The 24,630-nt window shown below is 71.0% G+C and carries 18 protein-coding genes; 7 read left to right on the top strand and 11 right to left on the bottom strand.

Features of this window, described 5'->3' with window-relative positions; all coding sequences use genetic code 11:
- Window positions 1-286 precede the first annotated feature (286 nt).
- The 3 genes from CDO52_RS13975 to CDO52_RS13965 form a co-directional block, all read right to left on the bottom strand.
- Window positions 287-805 (bottom strand): spore-associated protein, encoded by a 519-nt coding sequence (locus tag CDO52_RS13975; protein ID WP_232524457.1) that lies wholly within the window; start codon window positions 803-805, stop codon window positions 287-289.
- A complete protein-coding gene (locus CDO52_RS13970; protein WP_232524456.1) occupies window positions 805-2,844 on the bottom strand; it encodes a fibronectin type III domain-containing protein in 2,040 nt (679 codons plus the stop codon). Before CDO52_RS13970 ends, CDO52_RS13975 begins: the two co-directional genes overlap by 1 nt.
- A gap of 436 nt (window positions 2,845-3,280) precedes the next feature.
- A complete protein-coding gene (locus tag CDO52_RS13965; protein ID WP_017616609.1) occupies window positions 3,281-4,255 on the bottom strand; it encodes an acyl-CoA desaturase in 975 nt (324 codons plus the stop codon).
- Window positions 4,256-4,433: 178 nt separating this feature from the next.
- On the opposite strand from CDO52_RS13965, the gene CDO52_RS13960 reads away from it, so the two are divergent.
- Entirely contained in the window at window positions 4,434-5,429 is a 996-nt protein-coding gene (locus CDO52_RS13960; protein WP_017616610.1) for an aldo/keto reductase, read from the top strand.
- On the opposite strand, the gene treZ is transcribed toward CDO52_RS13960, so the two are convergent.
- Together treZ and CDO52_RS13950 are read right to left on the bottom strand one after the other, a co-directional pair.
- Complete coding sequence (gene treZ / locus CDO52_RS13955) at window positions 5,426-7,204, bottom strand: malto-oligosyltrehalose trehalohydrolase (protein WP_094932431.1); 1,779 nt, start codon at window positions 7,202-7,204, stop codon at window positions 5,426-5,428. The genes CDO52_RS13960 and treZ overlap by 4 nt on opposite strands.
- Before the next feature lie 37 nt (window positions 7,205-7,241).
- Window positions 7,242-8,105, bottom strand: a complete 864-nt coding sequence (locus CDO52_RS13950) for a putative RNA methyltransferase (protein ID WP_198345878.1) — start codon at window positions 8,103-8,105, stop codon at window positions 7,242-7,244.
- A gap of 200 nt (window positions 8,106-8,305) precedes the next feature.
- Here CDO52_RS13950 and CDO52_RS13945 point away from each other — a divergent pair, with 200 nt between their 5' ends.
- On the top strand, window positions 8,306-8,842 hold the full coding sequence (locus CDO52_RS13945) for a hypothetical protein (RefSeq protein WP_157745569.1): 537 nt from the start codon (window positions 8,306-8,308) through the stop codon (window positions 8,840-8,842).
- Window positions 8,843-8,885: 43 nt separating this feature from the next.
- Here CDO52_RS13945 and treY read toward each other — a convergent pair whose 3' ends face one another.
- The gene (gene treY, locus CDO52_RS13940; RefSeq protein ID WP_017616613.1) at window positions 8,886-11,306 is read right to left on the bottom strand and encodes a malto-oligosyltrehalose synthase; all 2,421 of its coding nucleotides are present in this window, start codon (window positions 11,304-11,306) and stop codon (window positions 8,886-8,888) included.
- A 130-nt stretch (window positions 11,307-11,436) separates the two neighbouring features.
- Entirely contained in the window at window positions 11,437-11,712 is a 276-nt protein-coding gene (locus tag CDO52_RS13935) for a lasso peptide biosynthesis B2 protein (protein ID WP_017616614.1), read from the bottom strand.
- Window positions 11,713-11,931: 219 nt separating this feature from the next.
- Between CDO52_RS13935 and aroQ the strand changes: the two genes are divergently transcribed.
- Together aroQ and pstS are read left to right on the top strand one after the other, a co-directional pair.
- Window positions 11,932-12,402 carry a type II 3-dehydroquinate dehydratase gene (gene aroQ / locus CDO52_RS13930; RefSeq protein WP_017616615.1) on the top strand — a complete coding sequence of 157 codons (471 nt, stop codon included), beginning with the start codon at window positions 11,932-11,934 and terminating at the stop codon, window positions 12,400-12,402.
- A 231-nt stretch (window positions 12,403-12,633) separates the two neighbouring features.
- Entirely contained in the window at window positions 12,634-13,743 is a 1,110-nt protein-coding gene (gene pstS / locus CDO52_RS13925) for a phosphate ABC transporter substrate-binding protein PstS (protein WP_017616616.1), read from the top strand.
- Between the two features lie 219 nt (window positions 13,744-13,962).
- Here the strand turns inward: pstS and CDO52_RS13920 are convergent, their stop codons facing one another.
- Window positions 13,963-15,480, bottom strand: coding sequence for a glycosyltransferase (locus CDO52_RS13920; RefSeq protein ID WP_017616617.1), 1,518 nt, complete (start codon window positions 15,478-15,480; stop codon window positions 13,963-13,965).
- Window positions 15,481-17,233: 1,753 nt separating this feature from the next.
- Window positions 17,234-17,596 (bottom strand): ArsR/SmtB family transcription factor, encoded by a 363-nt coding sequence (locus tag CDO52_RS13915; RefSeq protein ID WP_017616619.1) that lies wholly within the window; start codon window positions 17,594-17,596, stop codon window positions 17,234-17,236.
- A gap of 172 nt (window positions 17,597-17,768) precedes the next feature.
- Between CDO52_RS13915 and CDO52_RS13910 the strand changes: the two genes are divergently transcribed.
- Window positions 17,769-19,793, top strand: coding sequence for a heavy metal translocating P-type ATPase (locus CDO52_RS13910; RefSeq protein WP_026125387.1), 2,025 nt, complete (start codon window positions 17,769-17,771; stop codon window positions 19,791-19,793).
- A 334-nt stretch (window positions 19,794-20,127) separates the two neighbouring features.
- Here CDO52_RS13910 and CDO52_RS13905 read toward each other — a convergent pair whose 3' ends face one another.
- Window positions 20,128-20,493 carry an Rv3235 family protein gene (locus CDO52_RS13905; RefSeq protein WP_017616621.1) on the bottom strand — a complete coding sequence of 122 codons (366 nt, stop codon included), beginning with the start codon at window positions 20,491-20,493 and terminating at the stop codon, window positions 20,128-20,130.
- Between the two features lie 359 nt (window positions 20,494-20,852).
- Between CDO52_RS13905 and CDO52_RS13900 the strand changes: the two genes are divergently transcribed.
- Complete coding sequence (locus tag CDO52_RS13900) at window positions 20,853-21,659, top strand: glycerophosphodiester phosphodiesterase (protein ID WP_017616622.1); 807 nt, start codon at window positions 20,853-20,855, stop codon at window positions 21,657-21,659.
- A gap of 17 nt (window positions 21,660-21,676) precedes the next feature.
- The gene (locus tag CDO52_RS13895) at window positions 21,677-23,074 is read left to right on the top strand and encodes an MFS transporter (protein ID WP_094932429.1); all 1,398 of its coding nucleotides are present in this window, start codon (window positions 21,677-21,679) and stop codon (window positions 23,072-23,074) included.
- A 61-nt stretch (window positions 23,075-23,135) separates the two neighbouring features.
- On the opposite strand, the gene CDO52_RS13890 is transcribed toward CDO52_RS13895, so the two are convergent.
- Window positions 23,136-24,620, bottom strand: a complete 1,485-nt coding sequence (locus tag CDO52_RS13890) for a S28 family serine protease (RefSeq protein WP_094932428.1) — start codon at window positions 24,618-24,620, stop codon at window positions 23,136-23,138.
- Window positions 24,621-24,630 lie beyond the last annotated feature (10 nt).

The raw sequence follows: 24,630 nt of genomic DNA, 5'->3' as shown, positions 1-24,630 counted from the left end.
GAGGCGGCGCCCCAGGTGCTGTTCGGAGAATCGCGACGGCGGCAGGGCCGTGAACGGCGTGGTCGGGCGCGCGGCGGGGCGACGGGCGCCGGTGTCGCGCCGGTCGTCTCCATTCCGGGAGATCCCGCAAGGAGGCTTCGAGCAGGCCCGCGCGAAGCATCGGCAGGTTCGACAACAGGCGTTCGGGGGCGGACGCATGCGTCCGCCCCCGAACGTCGCGCGACACAATGACCCTCCGCGTGCGGGGCCTGCCGCCACATGGGCGGCGGCAGGTGTCGGCCCCGCGTCAGCCGCCGCTGCCGTCGCAGTTGGACTTCTTCACCGTCACGGACCGGTCGCCGACCGCGCCGGTCCAGTCGACGCAGATGTTGTCGGCGTCCAGATAGACCGGGCCCGCGTACTCGCTGAAGTTACCGTCGTCCCACTTCGACGCCCCGTCGGACTCGCGGCGGAGGCCGACGTCCATGTAGGTCGATCCTGAGACGTTGCCGATGGTGATGGCGCAGTTCGAGCCGGTTCCGTTGCTGAAGTAGAGGTAGACGGTCCCCTTCCCGTTGGGTACCGCCGCGTCGTTGACCTTGACGTAGTCGTTGGCGTTCGTGTCCTTCTGATTGCAGACCGCCTGCGGGTCCGCGCCCTGGGCGGCGGTCGGTGAGACGACGACCAGCATCGCCGCGGCCGTCACGACACCGCCGAGGGCGGTGACCCACTTCCTGGTGCCCGGCTTCCGCGACGCCACGGCCGTTCCTCTCGTCGTCTCTCGGCGGTGCTGCGTGCCGCTCTCGCGTCCGTCCGTCTCGCGCATCAGCGGAACTCCTGGACACAGGAGGAGGCACTGGTCGTGCTCTTGTTGGCGGCGGCGCCGTCCGGGCCGATCGCCGTCACTGTGAAGGAGTAGCAGCGACCCGACGCCCCGCGGTTGAGGGACTGCGACGTCGTCGCGCCCGCCGTGGTGGTCTCCTTCATCGCGGACGCGCCGTCACCACCCGGCGTGATGCGGTACTTCACGGCGCCCTCGACCTCGGACCAGGTGACGTTCACCGTGCCGCCGTTGACCGTGAACTCGGCCTTCGCGGGTGCGCTCAGCTCCGTCTCGGACAGGGTCAACGAGTCGCTGCTCACGGCTTCGCCGCTGACACCGCCCGCGCCGCGCGGTGTGACGGTGAAGGTGTAGGTCCCACCGGGTTCCAGCCCCGTGACGGTCACCGAGTTCGTGGACGAGGACCGGTCGGTCACTCCGGCTCCCGATTCGGCCGAGGTGCTGACGAGATAGTCCTCGGCGCCGTCGACGTCCGCCCACGTCACGGTCGCGCTGGTCGAGGTCGCGGCCTCCGCGGTGACCCATTCCGGAGCGTCCGGCGCCCCCGTCGACGGGGTGACGCGGCCGGTCTGGGCGGCCGGGCCGGTGCCGTTCTCGTTGGTCGCGGCGACCCGGAAGCGGTAGGTGGTGCCGTTGTCCAGCCCGGTGATCTCCACACTGCGGTCATCGCCCGACACGGTCTTGCTGCCGCCCTGCCAGGTGATCTCGTAGCTCTCGATCGGAGTGTCGGGCGAGTAGGCGGCGGGCCAGGACAGCGTGACGGAGCCGTCCCCGGCCGTGAACGACACCGGGGTCGGTGCACCCGGCGCGTCGGCGCTCCGCTCCTCGGGCTCGTCGTCGCCGTCGTGATCCGGCTCTTCGGGTTGGCGGGTGGAAAGGTCGGGCAGCGGCTCGGGGCTCCCGCCCGGTCCCGGGGGGCGGGCGGTCTTGTCGATGACGCGCGCCTCACCTTCGGGGTCGACCACAGCCGCCGCGCCGGACTCGGCGGCGTTGATGAACATGCTGCCCTCTCTGACCTCAAGGCCGAGGGGCCCCTTGGCCTCGGGCAGGTGCACCTCGCCCTCTTCGACTCCATCGGGCCGGTACACGCGCACGAGGGAATCTCCGTCGAACGGCACGTACACGCGCCCCGCATACGGCATGGCCGTCCCGGATCCGTCGGCGTTGTAGGAGAACGAGTCGATCGCGCCCGCACCGTTGGGCCGAGAGACCGTGACGATCTCGCCGGCTGAGGGCGCGGTGATCGCCGCCATGTCACCGCGTGTGCGTGCGGGGAGCTCGGCGCCCTTCGTCGAAGCCGACGCGTCGAGGACCCGAGGCGTGCCGCCGCCGTCGATGGAGACGATGCGGTCGTCGGCCCGGTCCACCGCGAGGGCACCCTGGTCGAGGACCGTGAGGGCCATGTCGGTTCCGGGGTCGGACACCGCGACGGTCTCGGCGACCTCGGCCTTCTGCCCGGCGACGCGGACCCCGGCGACGGTGCCCTGGGTGGGCACGCCCAGCCACAGTGTCTCGCCGTCGTCGAAGGCGCCGCCGACGAGCGGTGCGGGCAGGTTGATGGAAGCGCCGGTGGGTTGGAGCGTCGCGGGGTCGACGGCGCGGACCTCCCCCGCGGCACGGTCGATGACCACAGCGGCGGAGCGGCCGAGGGCCAGCCCGACGTCGCTGTCCTTGCCCAGATCGAGGCTCCCGGTGAACCCCATCTCGCTGAGGTCGACCGAGGTCATCTTCCCGGTGTCCTTGTCATGGAGGATGAGGTACTGGTCGTTCTGGGTGACCTCGACGTTGTGGCCCTCAGCCTCGGGCAGCGACGAGACCAGGTCGACCTGGGCGTTGTGCCCGTTGACGCGGCTGACCTCGCCCGTGGGGCTGGTCCACAGCCACGCGTTGCCGTCCGACACCTCGTCGGCACGCCCGAGCGCGCCGACGCCGAAGACGGTGCCGACGAGGGCGATCGCCAGGACGGCGATGGTCAGGCCGGAGGCACCGGAGCGAAGGCGCTGCCCCAGGCTCGCGAGGCGCATGCGGTGGGGATGGAGGCCGAGCCTGCGACGACCCGCAGGATCCGTCGGCGAGCCGGTCGAATGGTCGACCATGACCATCGCTCTCTAGTCGGGGGACGTGTCCTCCACGCGGTCCGGCCACCGGCCGGACGTCACGGCCCGACGTGGGCGGATATCAGATGTCACTCGTGATCACTCGCGGCACGAGGTGAACGGAGGACAGATGGCACGCTGGATCCAACCAGAAGGCAACAAAGGCGTCAATTCCGACTGATCGCGCCTATCCGACCTGGCGCAGGGATGGATGCACAATCCCCACCCCGCTCCGATCCGAGATCCGTACCGCGACACGACGGCGGCCGCACGCCCGCGCTCACTCGCGGGGTGTGCGGCCGCCGTTCGCGTGCCGTCGCGGTCGACGCCGACGGGTCGTCTCCGACCCCGCCGGGTTCGCTGGTCAGGCCGCCTGGTCCACCTTGTCGACGCGCTTGGCCGCAAGCCGGTTCTCGTTGGGCCACCGCACGTTCCACGCCCAGCCGAGCTTCTCGAACGCCCAGATGACGCGGGCGCTCGGGTCGATCTGCCCCTTGAGCACGCCGTGCCGGGCGCAGGTGGGGTCGGAGTGGTGCAGGTTGTGCCAGGACTCGCCGAAGGACAGGATCGCCAGCCACCACACGTTGCGGGACTTGTCGCGGACTTCGAACTCCTCCACGCCGAAGGCGTGGCAGATGGAGTTGATCGACCAGGTCACGTGCTGCAGCAGGAAGAGCCGCACCAGGGCACCCCAGAAGAACGCGGTCAGCGCGCCCCACCAGGACATCGTCACCAGACCGCCGACCAACGCAGGCAGGAACAGCGAGAGGCCCGCGATCGGCAGGAAGAGCCGGGAGATGCGCGCGATGTCCTTGTCGGCGAGCAGGTCGGGGCAGAAGCGCTGGATGGAGGTGCGCTCGCTGGAGAACAGCCAGCCGAACTGGGCGTAGATAAGGCCCTTGCCCAGAGCCTTCCAGTCCGTGCCGAAGCGCCACGGCGAGTGGGGGTCGCCCTCGCGGTCGGCGTACTTGTGGTGGCGGCGGTGGTCGGCCACCCAGTGGATGACCGGACCCTCGATGGCGGCGGTCCCGGCCACGGCCAGCACGATGCGCAGGGGGCGGTTGGCCTTGAAGGAGCCGTGGGTGAAGTAGCGGTGGTACCCGACGGTGATACCCAGGCCGGTGAAGATGTAGGTCACCGCGAAGATCGCGACGTCGACCCAGGTCAGACCCCATCCCCAGGCGAAGGGGACCGCCGCGATGACGGCAAGGATCGGGAGCCCGATGTACACACCCAAGAGGAACTTCGCGCCCGGACCCTTCGGGGCATGTTCAACGTCGAGTTCCAGCTTGGACGCTCGTCGTTCCGCTGTCGAAACGGCGGTTTGGGACTCTCCCATTGGGGTCGACTCTCCTTCAGACGGCTGTGTGAACCTACGCCACCATAACTTACGGCCCCGTAGGTTACGCAAGCGAAGGTAAGTAAAGCCTTAGCGACCATGCGGGAATGGCATCGAGCCGGATCGCGCCGCGCGTGTCCCAGCGCCGATGCCGCCGCACCGCTCGATAGCCTGAGCCATGCGCTACATCGAGAAGGCGGACACAACCCGCCGCTACTCCAAGATCGGGTTGGGTACCTGGCAGTTCGGGTCGCCGGAATGGGGCTACAGCGCCGAATACAACCGAACCGAATCGGCGCGGATCGTGCGCCGCGCGCTGGAACTCGGGGTGACCGTGTTCGACACCGCCGAGGCCTACGGTTTCGGCCGCAGCGAGCGCATCCTCGGCTCCGCCCTGCGGACGGCGCTGGAGGAGACCGGGACGCCCCGCGAGGACGTCGTGGTGGCCACCAAGATCTTTCCGGTGCTCCCGCTCTCGCCGGTGGTACAGCAGCGCGGGGTGGCCAGCGACGCCCGGCTGGGCCTCGACACGATCGACCTGTACCAGGTACACCAGCCCAACCCGCTGGTCCACGACGCCACGACCATGCGCGGCATGCGCGTTCTGCGTGACGCGGGGGTCATCCGCGAGGTGGGGGTCAGCAACTTCTCGCTTCCCCGCTGGCGGCGGGCCGAGGCCGAACTCGGGGCGCCTGTAATCAGCAACCAGGTCCAGTACAGCCTGCTCGCCCGCTCCCCTGAACAGCGCCTCATCCCGTACGCCGAGCACACGGGGCGGATCATCATGGCCTACAGCCCGCTCGCCCAGGGGCTGCTGAGCGGCAAGTTCGACGTGGACCACCGCCCGTCCCGCGGGGTCCGGACGATGAACCCGCTGTTCCTGCCGGAGAACCTGGAGCGGGTGCGGCCCCTGCTCGGCCTGCTGCGGGACATCGCCGACACCCACCAGGCGACTCCGGCCCAGGTCGCGCTCGCCTGGACGATCCGGCACCCGTCGGTGATGGCGATCCCGGGCGCCTCCAGCGTCGCCCAGCTGGAGTCGAACGTCGCAGCCGCCGACCTCGATCTCACCCCATCCGAGTGCGAGGAGCTCACGCGGGCATCGCAGGGGCTGGGCGACCTCGACCGGGTGCGGGAACTCCCCCGCCTGCTGCGCGACCGGCTGTCCCGCTAGGTCGCGACAATCGTGAAGGAGGCGCCCGGCAGGTGCACCTTCGCGCCGGGCGCGTCCATGCCGTCGGAGGCGGTGCCACGCACGATGGCCCCGTCCCGAACGGCCAGAAGCACGTCGCGGGCAGGGGCGTCCAGGGCGACCTCGGCCGGGACCGGGCCCAGGTTGCAGACGAGCCGGAGCCGCCCCCGGTGCAGGACCAGCAGACGGCCGTCCTCCGACGCGTCCACCCGGAACCGGTCCAGGCGGGGATCGGCCAGCTCGAGGCGGGCGCGGCGAAGCGCGATCAGCGCCCGGTACACCTCCAGTACGGAGCGGTGGGGCTCGGTGCCGCGCTCGTCCCACCTCAGCACCGACCGCTCGCGTGTACGCGGGTCCATGGGGTCGGGCACGTCCTCCTCGCCCCACCCGTGGGCGGCGAACTCGCGGCGCCGCCCGTCGCGCACCGCGGCGGCCAGCACCGGATCGGGGAAGGAGGCGAAGAAGCACCACGGCGTCGACGCGGCCCACTCCTCCCCCATGAACAGCATCGGCGTGTAGGGCGAACACAGCACGATGGCGGCGCCGCAGGTCAGGAGGCTCGGGGATACCGACGCGGACAGGCGGTCGCCACGCGCCCGGTTGCCGACCTGGTCGTGGGTCTGCAAGTAGGCGAGGAAGCGGTGGCCGGGAAGGCTCCCGAAATCGGTGTCGACGGGCGCGCCGTGGGTGCGTCCGCGGAAGGAGGAATAGGTCCCGGCGTGGAAGAAGACCCGGCGCAGGGTGCGGGCGAGGGCGTCGGGGACGGCGAAATCGGCGTAGTAGCCGTGCTTCTCGCCGGTGAGCGCGGTGTGCAGGGCATGGTGCAGGTCGTCGGACCACTGGGCGGTCATGCCGTGTCCGCCGGCGTCGCGCGAGGTGACGGTGCGCGGGTCGTTGAGGTCGGATTCGGCGATGAGGGCGAGAGGACGCCGCAGACCGGCGGCCAGCGCGTCGACCTCGGCGGAGAGTTCCGCGAGCAGAGGGACGGCGCGGTGGTCCCGCAGAGCGTGCACGGCGTCCAGCCGCAGGCCGTCAAGGTGGTAGTGGCGCAGAAGACCCGCGGTGGTGTCGAGGACGTAGCGGCGGACCTCGTCGGATCCGGGGCCGTCGAGGTTGAGCGACGGACCCCAGGGCGTCTCGCCGTCGAAGTACGGGCCGAACCGGGGCAGGTAGGCGCCCGAGGGGCCGAGGTGGTTGTAGACGACGTCGAGGACGACCCCCAGGCCGCGGGTGTGGCAGGCGTCGACGAAGCGCTTGAAGCCGTCCGGGCCGCCGTAGGGTTCGTGCACGGCGCCCCACAGGGCCCCGTCGTAGCCCCAGCCGTGGTGGCCGTCGAAGGCGTTGACGGGCATCACCTCGACCAGGTCGACGCCAACGTCGACGAGGTGGTCGAGGCGGCCGATGGCCGCATCGAACGTCCCCTCGGGGGTGAAGGTGCCGATGTGCAGCTCGTAGAGGACGGACCCGGGCAGCGCCCGCCCGGTCCAGGCGGCGTCGCTCCACGGGAAGGCGGCGTGGTCGTAGCGGCGGGAGGGGCCGTGGACGCCGCGCGGCTGCCACTGGGAACGAGGGTCGGGAAGCGGCGTGGGGTCGTCGTCGAGGAGGAACGCGTAGTCGGTGTCCGGTCCGGCGCCCGGCACGTCGGCGTGCCACCACCCGTTCTCGCCACGCGCCATGGCGTGATCGGCCCCGCGGGCCCGGACCCGCACCTGTTCGCGCCCCGGCGCCCACACCGAGAACCGCTCCCACTCGCCCACGGACTGTGCCTACCCGGGGGGAGGCAGCACCACGCCGTCAGACCGGTCGATAGACGGAGAGCAGGAAGGACGCCGTGACCGGGGCGGGGGTGGGCAGCCGGCTGATCCGCCGTTCCAGTTCGCCCGGATCGAGGTGCCGGGCGCTGGGCCCCATGCCCACGGCGGTGGCCACGGCAGCGTGCGGCAGCCGCATCGGGTGGTCCAGTTCCTCGCGGCGCGTCAGCGAGAAATGGTCGCCGAGTGTCGTTTCGAGCCGCTCCTCCTTGCGCGCGTCCACGGTGACAAGCCCGAGCGCGTCGATGAGCTCGTGCAGGTGGCGGGCGGTCGGGGTGACGACGATGAGCGCGCCGTCCTCGCGCAGGACCCGGCGGAACTCAGCGCCGTCACGGGGAGCGAACACATTGAGGAGCAGCGCGACCGTGCCGGTGCCCAACGGGAGGCCCCGCCAGGCGTCGCAGGCGGCCGCCCCGGCCCGGGGGTGGGCCTTGGCGGCGCGGCGTAGCGCGAACTTGGAGACGTCCAGTGCCAGCCCGGTGGACCGGGTACAGCCCTCCAGCACCTCGCGCAGGTAGTAGCCGGTGCCTGCGCCGATGTCGGCGACCAGCCCGGTTTCGGCACCGGAACCGGCGGCGGGGACGGCGGGGAGGTGTTCCGCGGCGAGTGCGGCCAGCCGTGCCGCGAGCGGGGCGTAGTGTCCGGCCTCCTGGAACTCCTGCCGGGCCCGCACCATCTCCTTGGTGTCCCCGGTGCCGGTGGGCCGTTGGCCGGTGAGGAGGCTGACGTAGCCCTCCCGGGCGACGTCGAAGCCATGTCCGTGCGCGCAGGCGAGGGCGTTTCCGGCGGGGGAAATGCCGGCGCCGCAGTGCGGGCAGGCGAGGGCGGCCAGGACGGAGGCGGGCATGCGCAACCGGTCGGTGACGGCGGCGCGGCCAGCCCCGGTGGCGGGAGAGGAACTCGACATGATCGCGATCAGCCTATCGGCGGCGCGCCGGTGCGCCGGGCGGGCGACCGTCGCGCGGCGGCGGACCGGCACGTCGTGTCCGGTCCGACCGCTAGCATGCCCCTTCGCAATCACACCATTACCGACAGAAGGCCAGATTCGTGACCACACCTCACCCCCAACCCCCGCGGCCCCCGCACGCCCAGCCTCCCCACCCTCACTCGCCGCACTCCCAGCAGCAGGCGCCCTATGCCGCCTACCCGCAGGCCGCAGGCCGTCCCGGCGCCGCTCCCTGGCCAGGACGCGCCCCGATGCAGTGCAAGATCTGCGGCTGCCAGCCGGCCGCCTACGTCACCATCCGGGCCCACCGCGGCATGATCGCCCTCATGCAGTTCCTGTCCAAGTCGGGCCCGTTCTGCCGGTCCTGCGGAATCGCTGTCTACCGTCAAATGACCGCGCAGTCGCTGTGGCAGGGGTGGTGGAGCCCCTTCTCGCTGGTGGTCCACCCCATCATCCTGCTGATGAACGTCATCGCCCGGCAGCAGCTGTACCGGCTGCCCCCTCCCTCCGGCGGGTGGCACCCGCCGCTCGACCCGGGCAAGCCCGTCCCCCAGCGGCCCGGCGCCATCGCGTTCGGGGTGATCCTCCTCGCCATCGTGTGCCTGATCACGGTCTCCGCCCTCACCGGCCACGCCTAGGCGCGACGGGGCGGCCGCCGGTTCGGCCCGCGGCGCACAGACCTCAGGGGCGTCTCGGCTCGGCGGTGTCGGCGGTGCGCCGGACGAGCAGGGCCACGGGGTAGGGGTCGAGGACCTCGGCGAGGGCCGCGGTGGTGAAGCCATCGGTGCGCTCGGGGGCGATGGTGCGGCCGGTGAGCAGGTCGTTCCAGGTCCCCGGGCCGGACGGCAGCGGGACGGCGGTGCCGCGCCAGCCACCGGAGTCGGCCAGGCGCAGCGGGAGCCGGGTGGCGATGGTGACGACGTCGAGCGCGGGGCCGCGCGCGAAGGCCACGGCGTGGGCGGCGGCGGGGCCGGTGGGGGTGAGCGGGCGGTAGCCGCGCATGGGGTGGTCGCGGCGGAGCAGCAGCGCCTGCCGGACCACGTGGAGCTTGACGGCGCCCGCCGCGTCAATGGGCGGCAGCCAGCCGGACTCCAGGCGCTCCAGGATCATCATGCGGGTGGCGAAGTCGACGGGCCGCCGGTTGTCCGGGTCGACCAGGGACAGGTCCCACAGCTCGGTGCCCTGGTAGAGGTCGGGGACACCCGGCGCGGTGAGCTGGATGAGCTTCTGGCCGAGCGCGTTGCTCCACCCTGCCTCGCGGACGCGGGCGACGAGCGCGGCAACGTCGTCGGCCAGCGACGCGTCCGAGAGCACCCGCTCCGGCCAGGAGCGGATCTCCTTCTCGAAATCCGCGTCGGGGGCCAGCCAGGAGGTGCGCAGCTTGGCCTCGCGTGCCGCCTTGAGCAGGTAGCCGCGCAGCCGGGCCGCGCTGATGGGCCATGCGCCCACCAGGGTCTGCCAGGCCAGCAGGTTGAGCGAGGGCTCCCCGAGGCCGCACTGTTCGGTCCAGTCGCGCTCGGCCGCGGCGAACTCCGCGGGGATCTCGGTGAGTACCGCCAGCCTCGCGCGGACGTCCTCGGAGCGCTTGGTGTCGTGGGTGGACAGCGTGGTCATGGCGCACGGCCAGGACGCCTCGCGGCGGGCGGCGGCAGCGTGGAATTCCGCGACGCTCACCCCGAAGCGGTCCGGGTCGCCGCCGACCTCGTTGAGCGCGATGAAGCGGGTGGAGCGGTACAAGGCGGTGTCCTCGGTGCCCTTGGCGACGACCGTGCCGCTGGTCTGCTGGATGCGGCGGGCCAGCTCCCCTCCGGAATCGGCGCGTGCCTGGCCGTCGATGCGGGCCAGCAGGGAGGAAAGGTCGGGCCGGGCACTGCGGGCGCGGGCGACGGCCTCCGCCCAGTCGGCTTCGCCTTCGGGGAGGTAGGAGCGGTAGCCGGGGAAGCGGGTCAGGAGTTCGGCAACGGCCTGCTCGGTCCGGCTCAGCCGCGGTCCGGCTCCGTCGTCGGCGACGGCCTCCGCCCCGGGTTCTTCGACCGCGTCGTCGTCTTGGTCGTCGACCAGGGCGGCGATCCGGCGAACTTCCACCCGCAGTAGCGTGGTAGCGGCCGTACGCCGGCATTCGGTCTCCACCGCGCCGGTGTCGGTGGGCACGCCGAGAGTGTCGGCCAGGTCGGTGAGGGGCCGCTCCCCCTCGGGGTCGATGAACAGACCGCACACCTCGCGCAGCGCGTCGTACCCCGTGGTCCCGGCCACCGGCCAGGAGGCGGGCGGTGTCTCCCCTGGAGCGAGGATCTTCTCCACGACGATCCAGCCGTCGTAGGAGTCCCGCAGCCGCCGCAGATATCCGCCGGGGTCGCTCAGCCCGTCGACGTGGTCGACCCGCAGGCCGTCCGCCTCCCCCCGCTCGGCCCAGCGCAGGATCTCGGCGTGCGTGGCGGTGAAGACGTCGGGGTCCTCCACCCGGACGGCGGCCAAGCCGCTGATGTCGAAGAAGCGCCGGTAGCGCAGATCGGTCGCGGCGCTTCGCCAGGGCACCAGTCGGTAGTGCTGACGCTGGTGCACCTCGGCGGGGTCATCGCCCGGGGTGTAGGTGCCCGGTGCCAACGGAAAGCGCTGATCGCCACAGCTGAGGCAGTCGTCGACGATGGTGAGCCCGTCCAGCGCGGCGGCACCGGAATCGCCCTCGTCACCGTCGTCGGGCAGGACGGGCAGCGGAATCGGGCCGTGCGTCCAGTCGATGTCGAAACAGCGGGCGTAGGGCGAATCGGGGCCCGCGCGCAGCACATCCCACCACCATGGGTTGGCGGCGGGAACGGCCACCGACATGTGATTGGGCACGATGTCGACGACAAAGCCGAGGCCGGACTTGCGCAGCCGCGTGATCAGTGCGGTACGCCCCTCCTCACCACCGAGCACCGAGGAGACGCGCGAGGGATCCACGACGTCGTACCCGTGCTCGGAACCCGGGGCCGCGGTCAGGACCGGCGAGACGTAGAGGGCGTCGACTCCGAGGCGGTGCAGGTAGTCGACGAGGCCCGCGGCGTCGGCGAACGTACGCCCGGGCCCCAGCTGCAACCGGTAGGTGGAGGCGAGTGTGTCCATCGCCTGAGGGCATGCCCGCTCCACCAGCGGATCATGCCGTGCCCGATTGACCGCGCGGACAACCGCGGGGCCGCATGGCGCCCGGCTCCTCTCGGGGCGAGACCTCTCGTATCCGCCGCCGCACCGGAGATCACGTCGAGCGCCCGGCGCGGCACGGCTCTGGCACTCGGATCAGCGGCCGGTAGTAGTCGGCGGGCATCGGCTCACCGACGGGGGCGCCTTCGGCCTCCACCCAGGCGTGGGCCTGGAAGGGTTCGGTGCGCACGCCCACGCACCAGGTCGGCTGGGAACCGCCCATTCTGCACAGGAGCACGGTCGCGAGCGACCGCTGGAGGCAGGCCTCGCCAGCGCACAGAGTGCTGACCTCGTCGGCGGTCGACACTTCATGCGTGCCCGCGGCGCGCATTGTGATGAGGTATTTCCGAATCAGAGGTTTCCCGCCCTAACGGATCGCCCGGAAATAGCGTCTCCGCGTCCCTGGGGCCAGCGGGTGCACGCGCAACGCCCGGATCGGGCGGAGCTCCGGGCGCATTCCAGGCGCGGGCGGCCACTGCCACTAGGCTGACGCACGTCAGCCCCGGGGCGCCGCGCCCCGCGCACCATTGATCCGCGGAAGGGCATCGCCGTGCCGGACTCCACCTCGCACCCCACCGTGCTCCTGCTCAACGGGCCGAACCTGAACCTGCTCGGCGAGCGCGACCCGAAGCAGTACGGGAGCACCTCGCTCGCCGACATCGAGGCGGCGGTGACGGCCCTCGGCAAGGAGCTCGGCGTTACGGTGGTCTGCGCCCAGAGCAACCACGAGGGCGAGCTGGTCGAGCACATCCACGCGGCGCGCGACCTCGACGGCGTCGTCATCAATCCCGGCGCGTTCGCGCACTACAGCATCGCGCTGCGCGACGCCGTCGACGCCGTGGACACTCCGTGTGTGGAGGTGCACATCTCCAACGTCTACGCGCGCGAGCCCTTCCGGCACACGTCGGTGACGGCGCCGGTGATGCAGGGGTACATCGCCGGATGCGGGGTCGCCGGATACGAGTTGGGGCTGCGCGCCGTCCTGCGGCGCGTTGAGGAGGCGCGGCAGGGCGGCGCCTGACCGCGCCACCGCCGCCCGGGCGGTTCGGCCGCAGGACGGCCGCCGCACACCGGAGGCGAGCGCCCGGCCCTCAGGGTGAGTGGCGCCACAGCGCTCCCGTTCGGCATAGGGCTCCACCTCTTGTTAAATTCTTCGACGGTGTTCGATCACCATCACTTTCAGCAATCGCCGTCGGATAGGTCTACGTGGGCACACTGGGTCGCCGGCACTGACAAGGGGGATTGACTCACCGTGCTCCGGTCCACCTCGCGCAAGCTGTCCGCCACTGCGCTCATCGGCGCCCTGGCAGTGACGGCCGGGTGCGGCAGCGACATCGCGGTGCGCGGCGGCGAGCCGTTCCCCATGCCCGCCGATCTGGCCTGCTTCGATGGCAACATCGCCGGGGCGGGGTCCAGCGCCCAGGAGAACGCGATGCGGACCTGGATCGCGGCGTACCAGACCAACTGCGAGGACGCGCAGATCTTCTACGACGCGATCGGGTCGGGCGGCGGGCGCAACCAGTTCATCGACGGCGCGGTCGACTTCGCCGGGTCGGACGCCGCGATCTCGCCCGCCGAACTCAAGGATGCCGCGCCGCGCTGCCTGGGCTCTGACGCGATCAACATCCCGGCCTATGTGGTGCCGGTGGCCGTCGTGTTCAACCTGAAGGGTGTCGACTCGCTGAATCTGACGCCGCAGGTGATCGCCCGGATCTTCGACGGCAAGATCACGCGGTGGGACGACCAGGCGATCGCCGACGCCAACCCCGGCGTGAACCTGCCCGATACCCGGATCACCCCGGTCTCGCGCTCTGACGAGTCCGGTACGACCGAGAACTTCACCCAGTACCTGCACGCGGCGGCCGGGGACGACTGGCCCTACGAGCCGAGCGGCCAGTGGCCGGTGCCTCCGGCGGAAGCGGCACAGGGCAACAGCGGCATCGCCGACACGGTCCAGGGCGGCGAGGGCACGATCGGCTATGTCGAGGCGTCGCATGTCGGCCACATGAGCGCCGCCAAGGTCGGCGTGGGCGACGAGTTCGTGGAGCTGTCTCCGGAGTCGGCGGCTCGCGTGGTCGCGGAGTCGCCGCAGCGCGAGGGCGGCAACGCCCTCGACCGCGCGATCGACATCGACTACGGGACGACGGCGTCCGGCGCCTACCCGATCGTGCTGGTCAGCTACGAGATCGCGTGCCTGAAGTACGACAGTGCCGAGGACGCCGCGCGGCTTCGCGATTTCCTCAGTTACGTCATCAGTCCCGAGGGCCAGGAGTCGGCTTCCAAGGAGACCGGTTCAGCTCCTCTACCCGAGGACATCCGCTCTGACCTGCAGGAATCAATCGACGCGATCAGCGGGTCCTAGCTCGGGTTCGCGATACGGTCCGCGACGAACTGAAGAGGCCGCGACACGCGGCCTTTTCTTTTCACCCGAATACCTCACCTGATGTTGCACATGTGTGGCACAGTGTTATGGCTGTCTGCTGAAATCGGGGTCCGCCCGTCGCCGCTCGGCCGGTGTCTTCCCCCACTGACCGAGACCGGGAGGGCCCCGGACAGCACTTCTGTCGGCTCCCCGCGCCCATTACGGTCGGCGACGGCGCCGGGCCAGGCCTTTCCCCAGGCGCCCGACCAAGCGCCTCATCGCGCCACGCCCCTTCCTCGGCCCTGACGTGTCCCGGCGGGACGCCACAGCCGTGTCCCCGTCACTCGCGGCCGTCGCCGCGCCGGGTCTCCCATCCGAGGGTCGTGCGGCGCGTGCACGGGCCTCGGTCGAACGCGGGGCGATCAGGTCCTGCAGGCACTCGTGCCCGGCGTGCATCCGGTACCGTCCGTGCACCTCGGAGACGACGTCGGCGAGGGACTCGCCCTCCGACCGGACACGGAGCGCGCGGGTCAGGGCACGGGTCCGCCACAGCCGGATCCCCGCGCCGCGCGTGGGCGCGGACTCGGGGAAGAGTTCGACCAGCCCGGCCCGGGCGCGCTCGGCGCGGGCGACGAGCCGGGCCAGCGTGTCGCCACCCAGCCCCCAGGCAACGGGGACCTGCAGCAGGTAGGGCGAGGGGAACCCCGTGCGCGGGGCGACAGCGGAGAAGGAGACGCGGGGCTCGGACAGGTAGCGGGCCTGGATCAGGCGCAGCTCCAGGCGCGGGTTGGCCGACGTGCCGCCGTAGACGCCGCCGTCCCAGTCCGCGACGAGCGTCACGGCGATGTCCTGCTCGGTGCCGTCCAAGAGGCGGTCGACGCAGCCGCTGACGGTTTCGTAGGGGGCACCGGCGACGTCCACGACGGCACGCACGAGGGGAACCCGGCGCCCGTCGGCCGTCGGCAGTCCGCGCCGGGATCGAGGGTGGGGCATCAGCGGAGCGAGTGCGGTCGACTGGAAGCGGGCGGAGGGCAGACGGGTGCGCGCCGGGGTGGCCGGGCCGATGTGCCAGGCGGGTGCGGCGTACTCGGGCAGGAAGAGCCCTCCGGCCTGCCACAGCCGGTAGGCGAACTCGGTGTCCTGCCCGAGGTCGAGCGCCGGGTCGACGCCGCCCGCGGCCTCGTAGAGCGATCTCCTCAGTGACACGGCGGCGCCCACGTAGGCCTGGAAGCCGAGGTGATCGGCGTCACGCAGCCCACAGCTCTGTTCCAGCACCCGCGCCACGCGGGCATGACCGTAGGAACCGGCGAGTGCAGAGGACAGACTGCCCGAGCGGGCCAGCCCGGCCAGGGCCGTCGGGTCCTCGGGCCCACGCGCGCAGAAGAGCACCCGCCCGAGCGACACGCACTCGGCGTGCACGTGCTGCCACCGGACCAGCGCCTCGATGAAGCGCGGCCCGACCACCATGTCGGGATCCAGCCAGCAGATCACCTTCCCGGACGTGACATGGGCCCCGTAGGCCCGCGCATGCCCGGCACCTCTGCCGGTGGCGGGAGCACGCTCAATGCGGCACCGCGCCGGCCGCAGCGAGGGCAGCTGGATCGGGGGTGATGAGTGGTCGTCGACGACCACAACGTCCAGCAGTCGAGCGGGATAGGTCTGCCCGGCCAACGCGGCGAGCGTCAACGCCAGCCGCTCCGACCGGCCCCGGGCGGGGATGACCACGCTCACGGTCAACGTCGGCGTCCACACCCCCAGTTGGGGCGGCGTCAGTCGTCCCCAGTCATTCCGGAATATCCGTGTGGGGACCTGCTCGGCGCGTCCACGGTGAGTCACCCCATCCGATCGCGACTCTAAGTATTCAAAAGACGACACAGAGTTACTTTAGCTTGGGGTCAAGCCCCAAACCACCGGCTACAACAGAAGAAATCAGCCCGAGGGCACTCGACGTTCACGACGTCCGGTGCACACTGCGCAAAACCCCTCGAAACAGCGGTCGCACGCCGTGGAAGCGCAGTATCGGACACCCATCCGACGGCCCACCCAGGCCAACAACGGCCCGACCGAAACCACCCAACCAACCCACCCCAAACCCCGCCGACGGCCCCACCCGCCCACCACCACGGGAACCCGGCCTGCTGGGTCGGTCCGTTCGGCTCCTCCGGTGTTCTTGCGTGAAAAGCAGCGCCGAGGGCGAAGGGGGTTGGGGGCACCGGTCGCCCAGCGGGTGCAGCGGCGCCGGGCGACCGCCGGGGGCATGGGCGACGTGAAGCTTCCCGACGGCGAGGGCAAGGCGGCACCGACGAGGAGCGGACGGGTGGGGCACCACACTCACCCACCGGGCGGAACGCGCGACCCGGGGTCGGCCGGGTAGACCGGCGCGGGCCGGGCGGCTGCGGGCAGGTGGATCAGCCCCTCCGGCCACCCGGAGCCCGGGGGCTCCGCTTCGCGCGAGCGAGCTTCCGCAATGCGGGAGGATCGCCCCGCCGTTGGCCTCCTCCGCCGATGATCATGGGAATTCTGTCGAGAAATGGCCGCTCAAGTTTCGGGAAAATGCTGCATAATGCATGGATGTGCATGCTGGATCCAGTTGACGCCTGATTTGTCGGGTTGTGTCTGTCCTCCTCGCGGGGTGGCTGCGGTGGCCTCGTTGCTGCAGTCGCCTTCTGAGCCGACAGTGACGGCATCAGCAAGATCACCGAGGGAGCGAGCGCGGAGGCATAAACCCGAAACTTGAGTGGCCGGAAATCGACGGAATCCCCATGATCATCACGGTGTGGGGCAGGGGGTCTGCTGGGCGGCCTTGTCGGCGTTCGTCCTTTCCGGTGTTCGGTGGTGAAAAGCGGAACCGAGGGCGGTGGGGGCTGGGGGCGCCGGTCGTCCGGCGGGTGGGCGCACGGTGCCCCGGGGCGGGAAAGCGCTCTCCGTGTGCCCGTTTTGTCCGCGCCTCCATTGATCTCGGGAAAGTGCGCCAAATTCCGACGGTTTTTTGGCGCACTTTCCCGAGATCAACGCATCCACTCCGCGCTGACCATGAAAAATAGGACAAAGCACTCGTCCCTGCCCGCCTTGTCGCCCCACTGCGGAGCCCTTCTGGCGATGATCATGGGAATTCTTTCGATTTCCGGCCGATTTTCGGAAGAATTCCCATGATCATCGCGGGGAACGTGTGGCAAACCGGGCATACCCGGCTCCGGGTGGCCCGCAATCTGGTTTCCGGCCCGCCCGCCCCACCCCAGAGCCGACCGGGGCACCCCCACCACCCACCCGCCCTCGCTGCCGCCCCCGCCGCTCCGCCGGGGAGGTGACCGGCGGAGCGGGCCGCCGCTGCTCGCCCGGCCCGCCTCCCCCTCAGGGGACCAGCGCCCCCCAACCCCCTCCGCCCTCGGTGCCGCTTTTCACCCAAGAACACCGGACAGGACGAACGCCGACAAGGCCGCCCAGCAGACCCCGATTCCCTTCTCCCCGGTCGCCCGCGCCGCGCGGGTGGTCAGCTGTCGGAGATGCCGAGGCGGAGGTGTTCGATGTGGTGGACGGCCTGGTCGAGGAGTTGGGCGACGTGGTGGTCGTAAAGGGCGTAGCTCATGCTGCGGCCGTCGCGAGTGGCGGTGACCAGGCCGAGGTTGCGCAGTAGGCGGAGTTGGTGGGAGACGGCCGACTGTGACAGGCCCACCGTGTCGACGATCTCGCCGACCGTCTGGGGGCCGGAGCGCAGGGCCGTGAGGATGAGGAGGCGACTGGGGGCCGCGAGGGCTTGGAGGGTTTCGGCGACTTTCGCCGCTCCGGCGGCGTCGAGGCTCGCCGGGCCTGCGATGTCCGCTGTTTGCGTACCTGCTATCGGCCTGTGCCCCATGCGGCCATGGTACTGACCACGCGGGGATCCCAGGCCGACGCGACCGTGGGCGGGGGCGGGAACTGCCGGGCGACGCGGTGATCGAGGGCATAACTCGGACTCATATGAAGACATCTTCATATGAGCGTGTATTGTGTCCTTCGATCGTTTCAGCGTCCTGCCTGGAGTTCTCATGCCGACACTCGTATCCGCTCCCGCTGCCGAGCGGGCCGGAGGTCAGGCCCGTGCACCGATCCCCCGGCGGCGCACGCCGATGTTCGCGCTCGGTGAGGTGCGATGGGCCGCCGCGGCGCTCGTTCTGTTCTGCTGTGGTGGGCTGCTCCACCTCGCGGGGGCGCCCGCGTGGTCGTATTGGGCGTTCTACCTCGCCTGCTACGCCGTCGGCGGATGGGAGCCGGCGCTGTCCGGGCTCCGGGCGCTGCGGGAACGGACACTCGATGTCGATCTGCTGATGATCGTCGCGGCCATCGGCGCGGCCGCGATCGGCCAGATCTTCGACGGCGCCCTGCTCATCATCATCTTCGCGACCTCTGGTGCGCTGGAGGCCCTGGCCACCCGGCGCACCGAGGACTCGGTGCGCGGCCTCCTCGGCCTTGCCCCCGACCGAGGGACGCGTGTCGCTACCGATGGTTCCGAGGAGGCCGTCGACGCCGCGGATCTCCGCGTCGGCGACACCGTGCTCGTCCGTCCGGGCGAGCGGATCGCGGCCGATGGGGAGGTCGTCGACGGGGCGGGCGAGGTGGACCAGGCGACGGTCACCGGGGAATCCCTCCCCGCGGCCAAGGGCGCGGGCGACGAGGTGTTCGCCGGGACCATGAACGGCTCCGGTGCGCTGCGGATCCGTGTCACCCGTCCCGCGCACGACACCGTGGTCGCCCGCATCGCCGAGCAGGTGCGGCAGGCCACCGCGACCAAGGCGCGCACCCAGCTGTTCATCGAGCGCTTCGAACAGCACTACTCGGTGGGCGTCGTGGTCGCGACTATCGCGCTGTTCACCATCCCGCTGCTGCTGGGATCCGACCTCGAGTCCGCGCTGTTGCGCGCGATGACCTTCATGATCGTGGCCTCGCCCTGTGCCATCGTCCTGGCCACCATGCCGCCGCTCCTCGCCGCGATGGCGACGGCGGGACGCAACGGTGTGCTGGTGAAGAACGCGGTGGCGATGGAGCGGCTGGCGGCGACGTCGGTGGTCGCCTTCGACAAGACGGGAACACTCACCGCGGGCCGCCCCCGGGTGGAGGACATCCGGCTCATCGACGCCCAGGGCCATGAGCGCCGGGCAGCGGGCGGCTACCGCACCGAGACCGAGGTCCTGCGCGCGGCGGCGGCCGCCGAGTACCCCAGTGAGCATCCCGTAGGCGCCGCGATCGTGGCCGCCGCTCGGGCCGCGGAGATCGCTGTGCCCGACGCCACGGACTTCGTCGCCGCTCCGGGGCGGGGCGTGGCCGCCACGGTGGAGGGTGTACGCGTCGAGGTGGGCGAGCCGCGGCGGATGCGGCCGGACGCCGCGGGCGACGGAGCCCCCGCGGATTCCTACGTCCGTGCCTGTGCGATCGCGGCCGAGGTGGAGGCGAGTGGCCGTACCGCCGTGGCGGTCGTCGCCGACAGCGTGGCGGTGGCCGTCATCGGGATCGGTGACACACTGCGTCCCGACGCCGAGCGTGGCGTGCGACGCTGCGGCGAGTTGAGCGCCGCCCCGCCGGTGCTGCTGACGGGCGACAACGCCGGGGCGGCGGAGCGGGTGGCCGCTGCCGTCGGTATCGGTGACGTGCGTCCGGGTCTGCTCCCCGAGGACAAGGCCGCGGCGGTACGGGAACTGGCCGAAGGCGGACAGCGGGTGGCGTTCGTGGGTGACGGGGTGAACGACGCACCCGCCATGGCGACCGCGCGATCCGGGATCGCGATGGGCGGAGCAGGCTCCGACCTTGCGTTGGAGACCGCCGACGCCGTGGTCGTCCGTGACGAGCTCGCGGCGGTTCCCGCGGCGGTCGCCCTGGCGCGCCGGGCACGTCGGCTGGTGATCGCCAATCTCGTGATCGCCGGGACGGTGATCGTGACCTTGGCCACCTGGGACATCGTCGGCACGCTGCCCCTCCCCCTCGGCGTGGCCGGACACGAGGGCTCCACGGTTCTGGTCGCGCTCAACGGGTTGCGGCTGCTCCGAGACCGGGCCTGGAGCCAGGCGTCGGGCTCCTGATGCCGATCCAGGTATCAAGTGTCGCGCCGACCCGGACACCCGGTCACGGCTGACGCGCGGTCGTCTTGCGACGATTCGATCCGATACGTACCACGATTCGGCAGGCGGATCGGCGACACCACGCCCGCACCTCCCCCACAAGCGACCCGGCGTGGAGAAAATTCACTGAGAACCCGTGTCCGGCCCCCATGACCGGTGGGGCCGGACACGGGTCTCGGGAAGCCCGGACCCGCGGTGTCCGAAACCTCCGCCGATCCGACGACCTCGTGATCCGGCCACGCGCTCGCCCGCGGGCCTCAGGGTCCGGCGGCCGACGGGTCCGCGAACCGGCTCGTCACGTGGCCCGGTGGCCTCGGCGGCGCACGCCGCCCCGTCCGCACGGCCGCCGACCACGCTCGAGATCGGTCTCGATGTGCGTGCACAGCCACGCGTGCTGCGCGAAGACCACCCGCATCGCCAGGGCGCGGTGCCGGGTACCGCAGGCGACGACGGCGCTGACCTCGAACACGCTCCAATCCGTCTCATTGCGCATGACGGTGCCGCTGACACAGGGACGCTGCACCGACGACGCGTAGCCGCCCGCGCGGCGCACCAGCCGCTCGTAAGCGGCGCCGCAGAACAGGTTGCGCATCTGCCCCGGCGGACGCTCCCCGGCCAGGACCTCGGCCGTGTGCTGGGCGAACTGGGACAGCTGGTGCACGCGACTCCGATCGACAGGGGCGTGCGGCCGGAGAACGGGGCAGGGGCGGAGTGACCGGGAGAGCTGACAGGGCATCTGCGGATTCCCTTCGATTTCCCATACAACCGGGGGTCCATGGACGGGCCGCCGGCCCATCCGCTACCTAAGGACCCGCAGCAGACGCCCATTGCCACCTGGAATTCCAACTTTCTCGGCGAATCCCGGCCGTGAACGTCCGAACCGCCCTCGGCCGGCTCCGGCCCGACGCCGACCCCCGCCGTTGCTCCGTGTTCCGGGTCACCCCATACTTCTGATGTCAACCTCTCGACCTTCAAGGACGCGAGTGTCCGAAAAGGCCGGGATCGTCCGCTAGGAACTGCATGAATCACGGATACTTCGACCTCCCCACGCCCGTCGGACTGGCCCACCGAGGCGGATGGCTGACCGATGAGGACGGTCGGATCCGCACGGAGCTGGAGAACACGGCGCTGGCCTTCCAGCACGCGATCGATCTGGGCTACCGGTACTTGGAGACCGACGTCCACGCCACCCGCGACGGTGTGCTGCTGGCCTTCCACGACGACACGCTGGACCGCACCACGGACCGGTCGGGAACCATCGCCGACCTGCCCTATTCCGAGGTGGCGCAGGCCCGGGTAGGCGGGAGTGAACCGGTGCCGGTGCTGGAGGACCTGCTCGGCTCCTGGCCCGAGGCGCGGTTCAACATCGACATCAAGTCCGATGCCGCCGTGCGGCCGCTCGTCCGCGTCCTGCGCCGCACCAACTCCTGGGACCGGGTGTGTATCGGCTCGTTCGACCAGGTGCGCCTGGACCGCGCCCGGTGCGCGTTCGACCGGCCGGTGGCCACATCCTGCGGTCCGGTGGATGTCGCGCGGCTGCGGTTCGCCTCGTTCACCCCGCTGCTGGGGTGGCTGGCCCGGCGCGGCGTCGGAGCCGTGCAGATCCCGCTGCGCATGCGCGGCTTCCCGCTGTTGAGCCGGGACCTCATCGCCACCGCGCACCGGCTCGGCATGCAGGTGCACGTGTGGACGATCAACGACGCGACGCTGATGGAACGCCTGCTCGACGCGGGGGTGGACGGCATCGTGAGCGACAACATCACCGCGCTGAGGGGGCTGCTGATCGAGCGCGGCACCTGGCACAATTCCGAACAAAGCGACGAATAGGACGGACCCCGCCCTCCATGAACTCACGGCCCACGGCGCAGGTCCCGGACAACTCTCCCTCCGCCGATCCCGCGCAGCGACGACGCGAACAGCGCGGCTGGTATGTCTACGACTGGGCCAACCAGGTGTTCATCACCTCGGTGGTCACGGTCCTCATCGGCCCCTACCTCAGCGGCCTGGCGTGCACCACGGCCGGGGCTCCCGACACCGCCACCTGTACCGGCGGCGCCTACTACGTCCACCCGCTCGGCATCCAGCTGCACGCGAACGCGGTCTACCCGGCCGTGACCACCGTCGCGATCCTGCTGCAGATCCTCCTGCTGCCGCTGCTCGGCTCGCTGGCCGACCACAGCAAGCACAAGAAGCGCTGGCTGTTCTGGCTGGCCTTCCTCGGGTCGGTCGCCACGTCGCTGCTCTACTTCACCGGCGGCGACTACGTGACGACCGCCGCGCTCTTCCTGGTCGCCAACGTCCTCTACGGCGCCTCCCTGGTCATCTACAACTCCTTCCTGTCGGAGATCGCGACGCCGGACGAGCGCGACCGCGTGTCCACCGTCGGGTGGGCGATCGGCTACCTCGGCGGCGCGCTGCTGCTCGCCGCCCACCTCGTGCTGGTGCTCCAAGCCGACGCCCTGGGCATCAGCCAGGGCGAGGCCGTGCGGATCGCGATCGCGTCGGTGGGGATCTGGTGGACCGGATTCACGATCATCGCGCTCAAGCCGCTGCGGAACCGGTTCGGCGAGCTCGCCGCCCGCTCGGCCCGCCCCAACCTGCGGGCCTCCACGGTGCAGCTCGTGCACACCGTGCGCCACATGCGCCAGTACCCGCAGACCCTGCTCTTCCTGCTCGCCTTCATCTTCTTCAACGACGGCATCCAGGCCGCGGTCCGCTACGCCGCGCCCTTCGCCGCCCAGGACCTACAGCTGGACCAGGGCATCCTGATGGGCACGATCCTGATGATCCAGTTCGTGGCCTTCGCCGGAGCTCTGATGGTCGGGATGGCCGCCCGCCGCGTGGGATCCAAGCGGGCGGTCCTCGGCACGCTGGTCGTGTGGTGCGTGCTGGTGACCCTCGGCTACTTCCTGCCCGCCCGCGAACCGCTGCTCTTCCTCGCGATGGGGGTCGGAATCGGCCTGGTGCTGGGCGGCGCGCAGGCCCTCGCACGCTCGATGTACTCCCAGCTCATCCCGCGCGGACGGGAGGCCGAGTACTTCAGCCTCTACCAGATCAGCGACCGGGGATCGACGTTCCTCGGCTCGCTGGCCGTGACCATCGCCGTCACGCTGACCGGCGGATACCGGGCCGCGATCTTCTCGCTGATCATCTTCTTCCTGATCGGCGGATTCCTGCTGTGGAAGACCGACATGCGGCGCGGTATCCGCGAGGTCGGCAACAAGGTGCCCGAGCGGCTCTGAGCCGGTGCTCCGCTCTGCGGATGAGGGTGGGGGCGCGCTGCTGCCCCCACCCCGCTGTCCGCTAGCGGTGGTGGCGCCGCTGCTGCCGCAGCGCCGCGCCGGCCGCGTCCAGCTCCGAGGCGACCGGCGCCCGCCGCAGCGTCACCTCATCCGTGACTCCTGCCCAGCGCCGGACCGCCGACGTGGCCGCCGCCCGGTCCTGGTTCCCCAGCTTGGCGATGTTGGCGCCATGGTTCGCCTTGGGGGCGACGAAGCGCATCGTGTCGCGCCTGCTCGACCGGACGCGGAACGACTCGGCACCCCACGGGTCGAACTCGCCGTCGACGAACAGCATGCGCTCGCCGCTCTTGTACACCCAGTGGTCGATGTCGGGCATGGCGCGGCGGTCGAACCGCGGCATCGGGATGTCGTCGGGCACGTAGGTGTCCCCGCCGAACTGGTCGGGGTAGCGCAGCAGGTCGTCGAGGTGGCCGGTGGGCACGGTCGGCGAGCCCAGCTGGGTCGCGGCCTGGAAGTAGTACGTGATGAAGGGCTCGGTGCCCTGGTCGCTGTAGAACTCGAACCCGGCGACGTCGTCGAGGAAGGCCGCGATCTCGTCGGTGCCGGCGTCGGTGGCGGGCACCTCCGCGCACCGTGACTCGGGCTGGTACTGCCAGAACGCCCATGGCGTGTCCAGAACCAGCATCTCGAAGGCGGCGTCGGCGCTGCCGATGGTGCGGTCGAAGGTCCACCCTTCCCGAGCCGCGAGCTTCTCGTAGTGCCCGACCAGCTCGTCCCGGCGCTCCAGCGACTCCCGCTGCAGGTCGGCCAGGCTCTGCTGGCAGGCCGGGTCCGAGCCGACGCCGTCGAAGAACTTCTCGTAGGCGCGGTCTTCGTGGTTGCGGACGTCGTTGGGCGCGACGTAGGCGATGGTGCCGTCGATGTCGCCGGGGTAGAAGCGGCGGTGGTAGACCGACGTCATTCCGCCCTTGGAGGCGCCGGTGGACAGCCACTCCTTGCTGTAGATGTCGTTGAGCGCCTCGACGATGCGGTGGTGGTCGGCGGCGGCCTGCCGGATGTCCAGGTTCGACCAGTCGGCCGGGTCGGGGCGGGACGGCTCGAAGAACCGCTGCTCGGTGGAGATCTGGTTGCCGTCGACGATCCGCGTGGGCTCGGCCCGGAAGGGGAAGGTGGGGACGTTGTACCCGGTGGTGTGCAGCACCGTGGGCCGGTCCAGGCCGCGGTGCAGCAGGGTCAGGCGCTGTTCGAACGTCGCGCCGTCGGGGTCGCTGTGATCGGTCGGCTGATCGTAGGCGAGGAGGAAGAAGCGGAAACCGGGCTCGGTGTCCTGCTCCTCGACGATTCGCAGACCCGGGATGGCCTCCAGGCGTTCGACGATGCCGTCGTCGGCCGGGGCTGTGACTGTGTTGGCGTTGGCGTGGGCGTTGGTGTCGGCGGGGCGAGGATCGGCACTCGCGGGCGCCAGGGTGAGGGCGAGTGCGGACGCCGTGAGCACGGCCAGGGTGGTGGCGCGCCACGACGCCGGGGGATGCTTTCGGGGGGTCACCCGGTCAACC

This window comes from Nocardiopsis gilva YIM 90087 (assembly GCF_002263495.1).
GTDB classification, from domain to species: domain Bacteria; phylum Actinomycetota; class Actinomycetes; order Streptosporangiales; family Streptosporangiaceae; genus Nocardiopsis_C; species Nocardiopsis_C gilva.
Note: the sequence above shows the minus strand (reverse complement) of the source record. Positions and strands in the feature narration are given on the sequence as shown.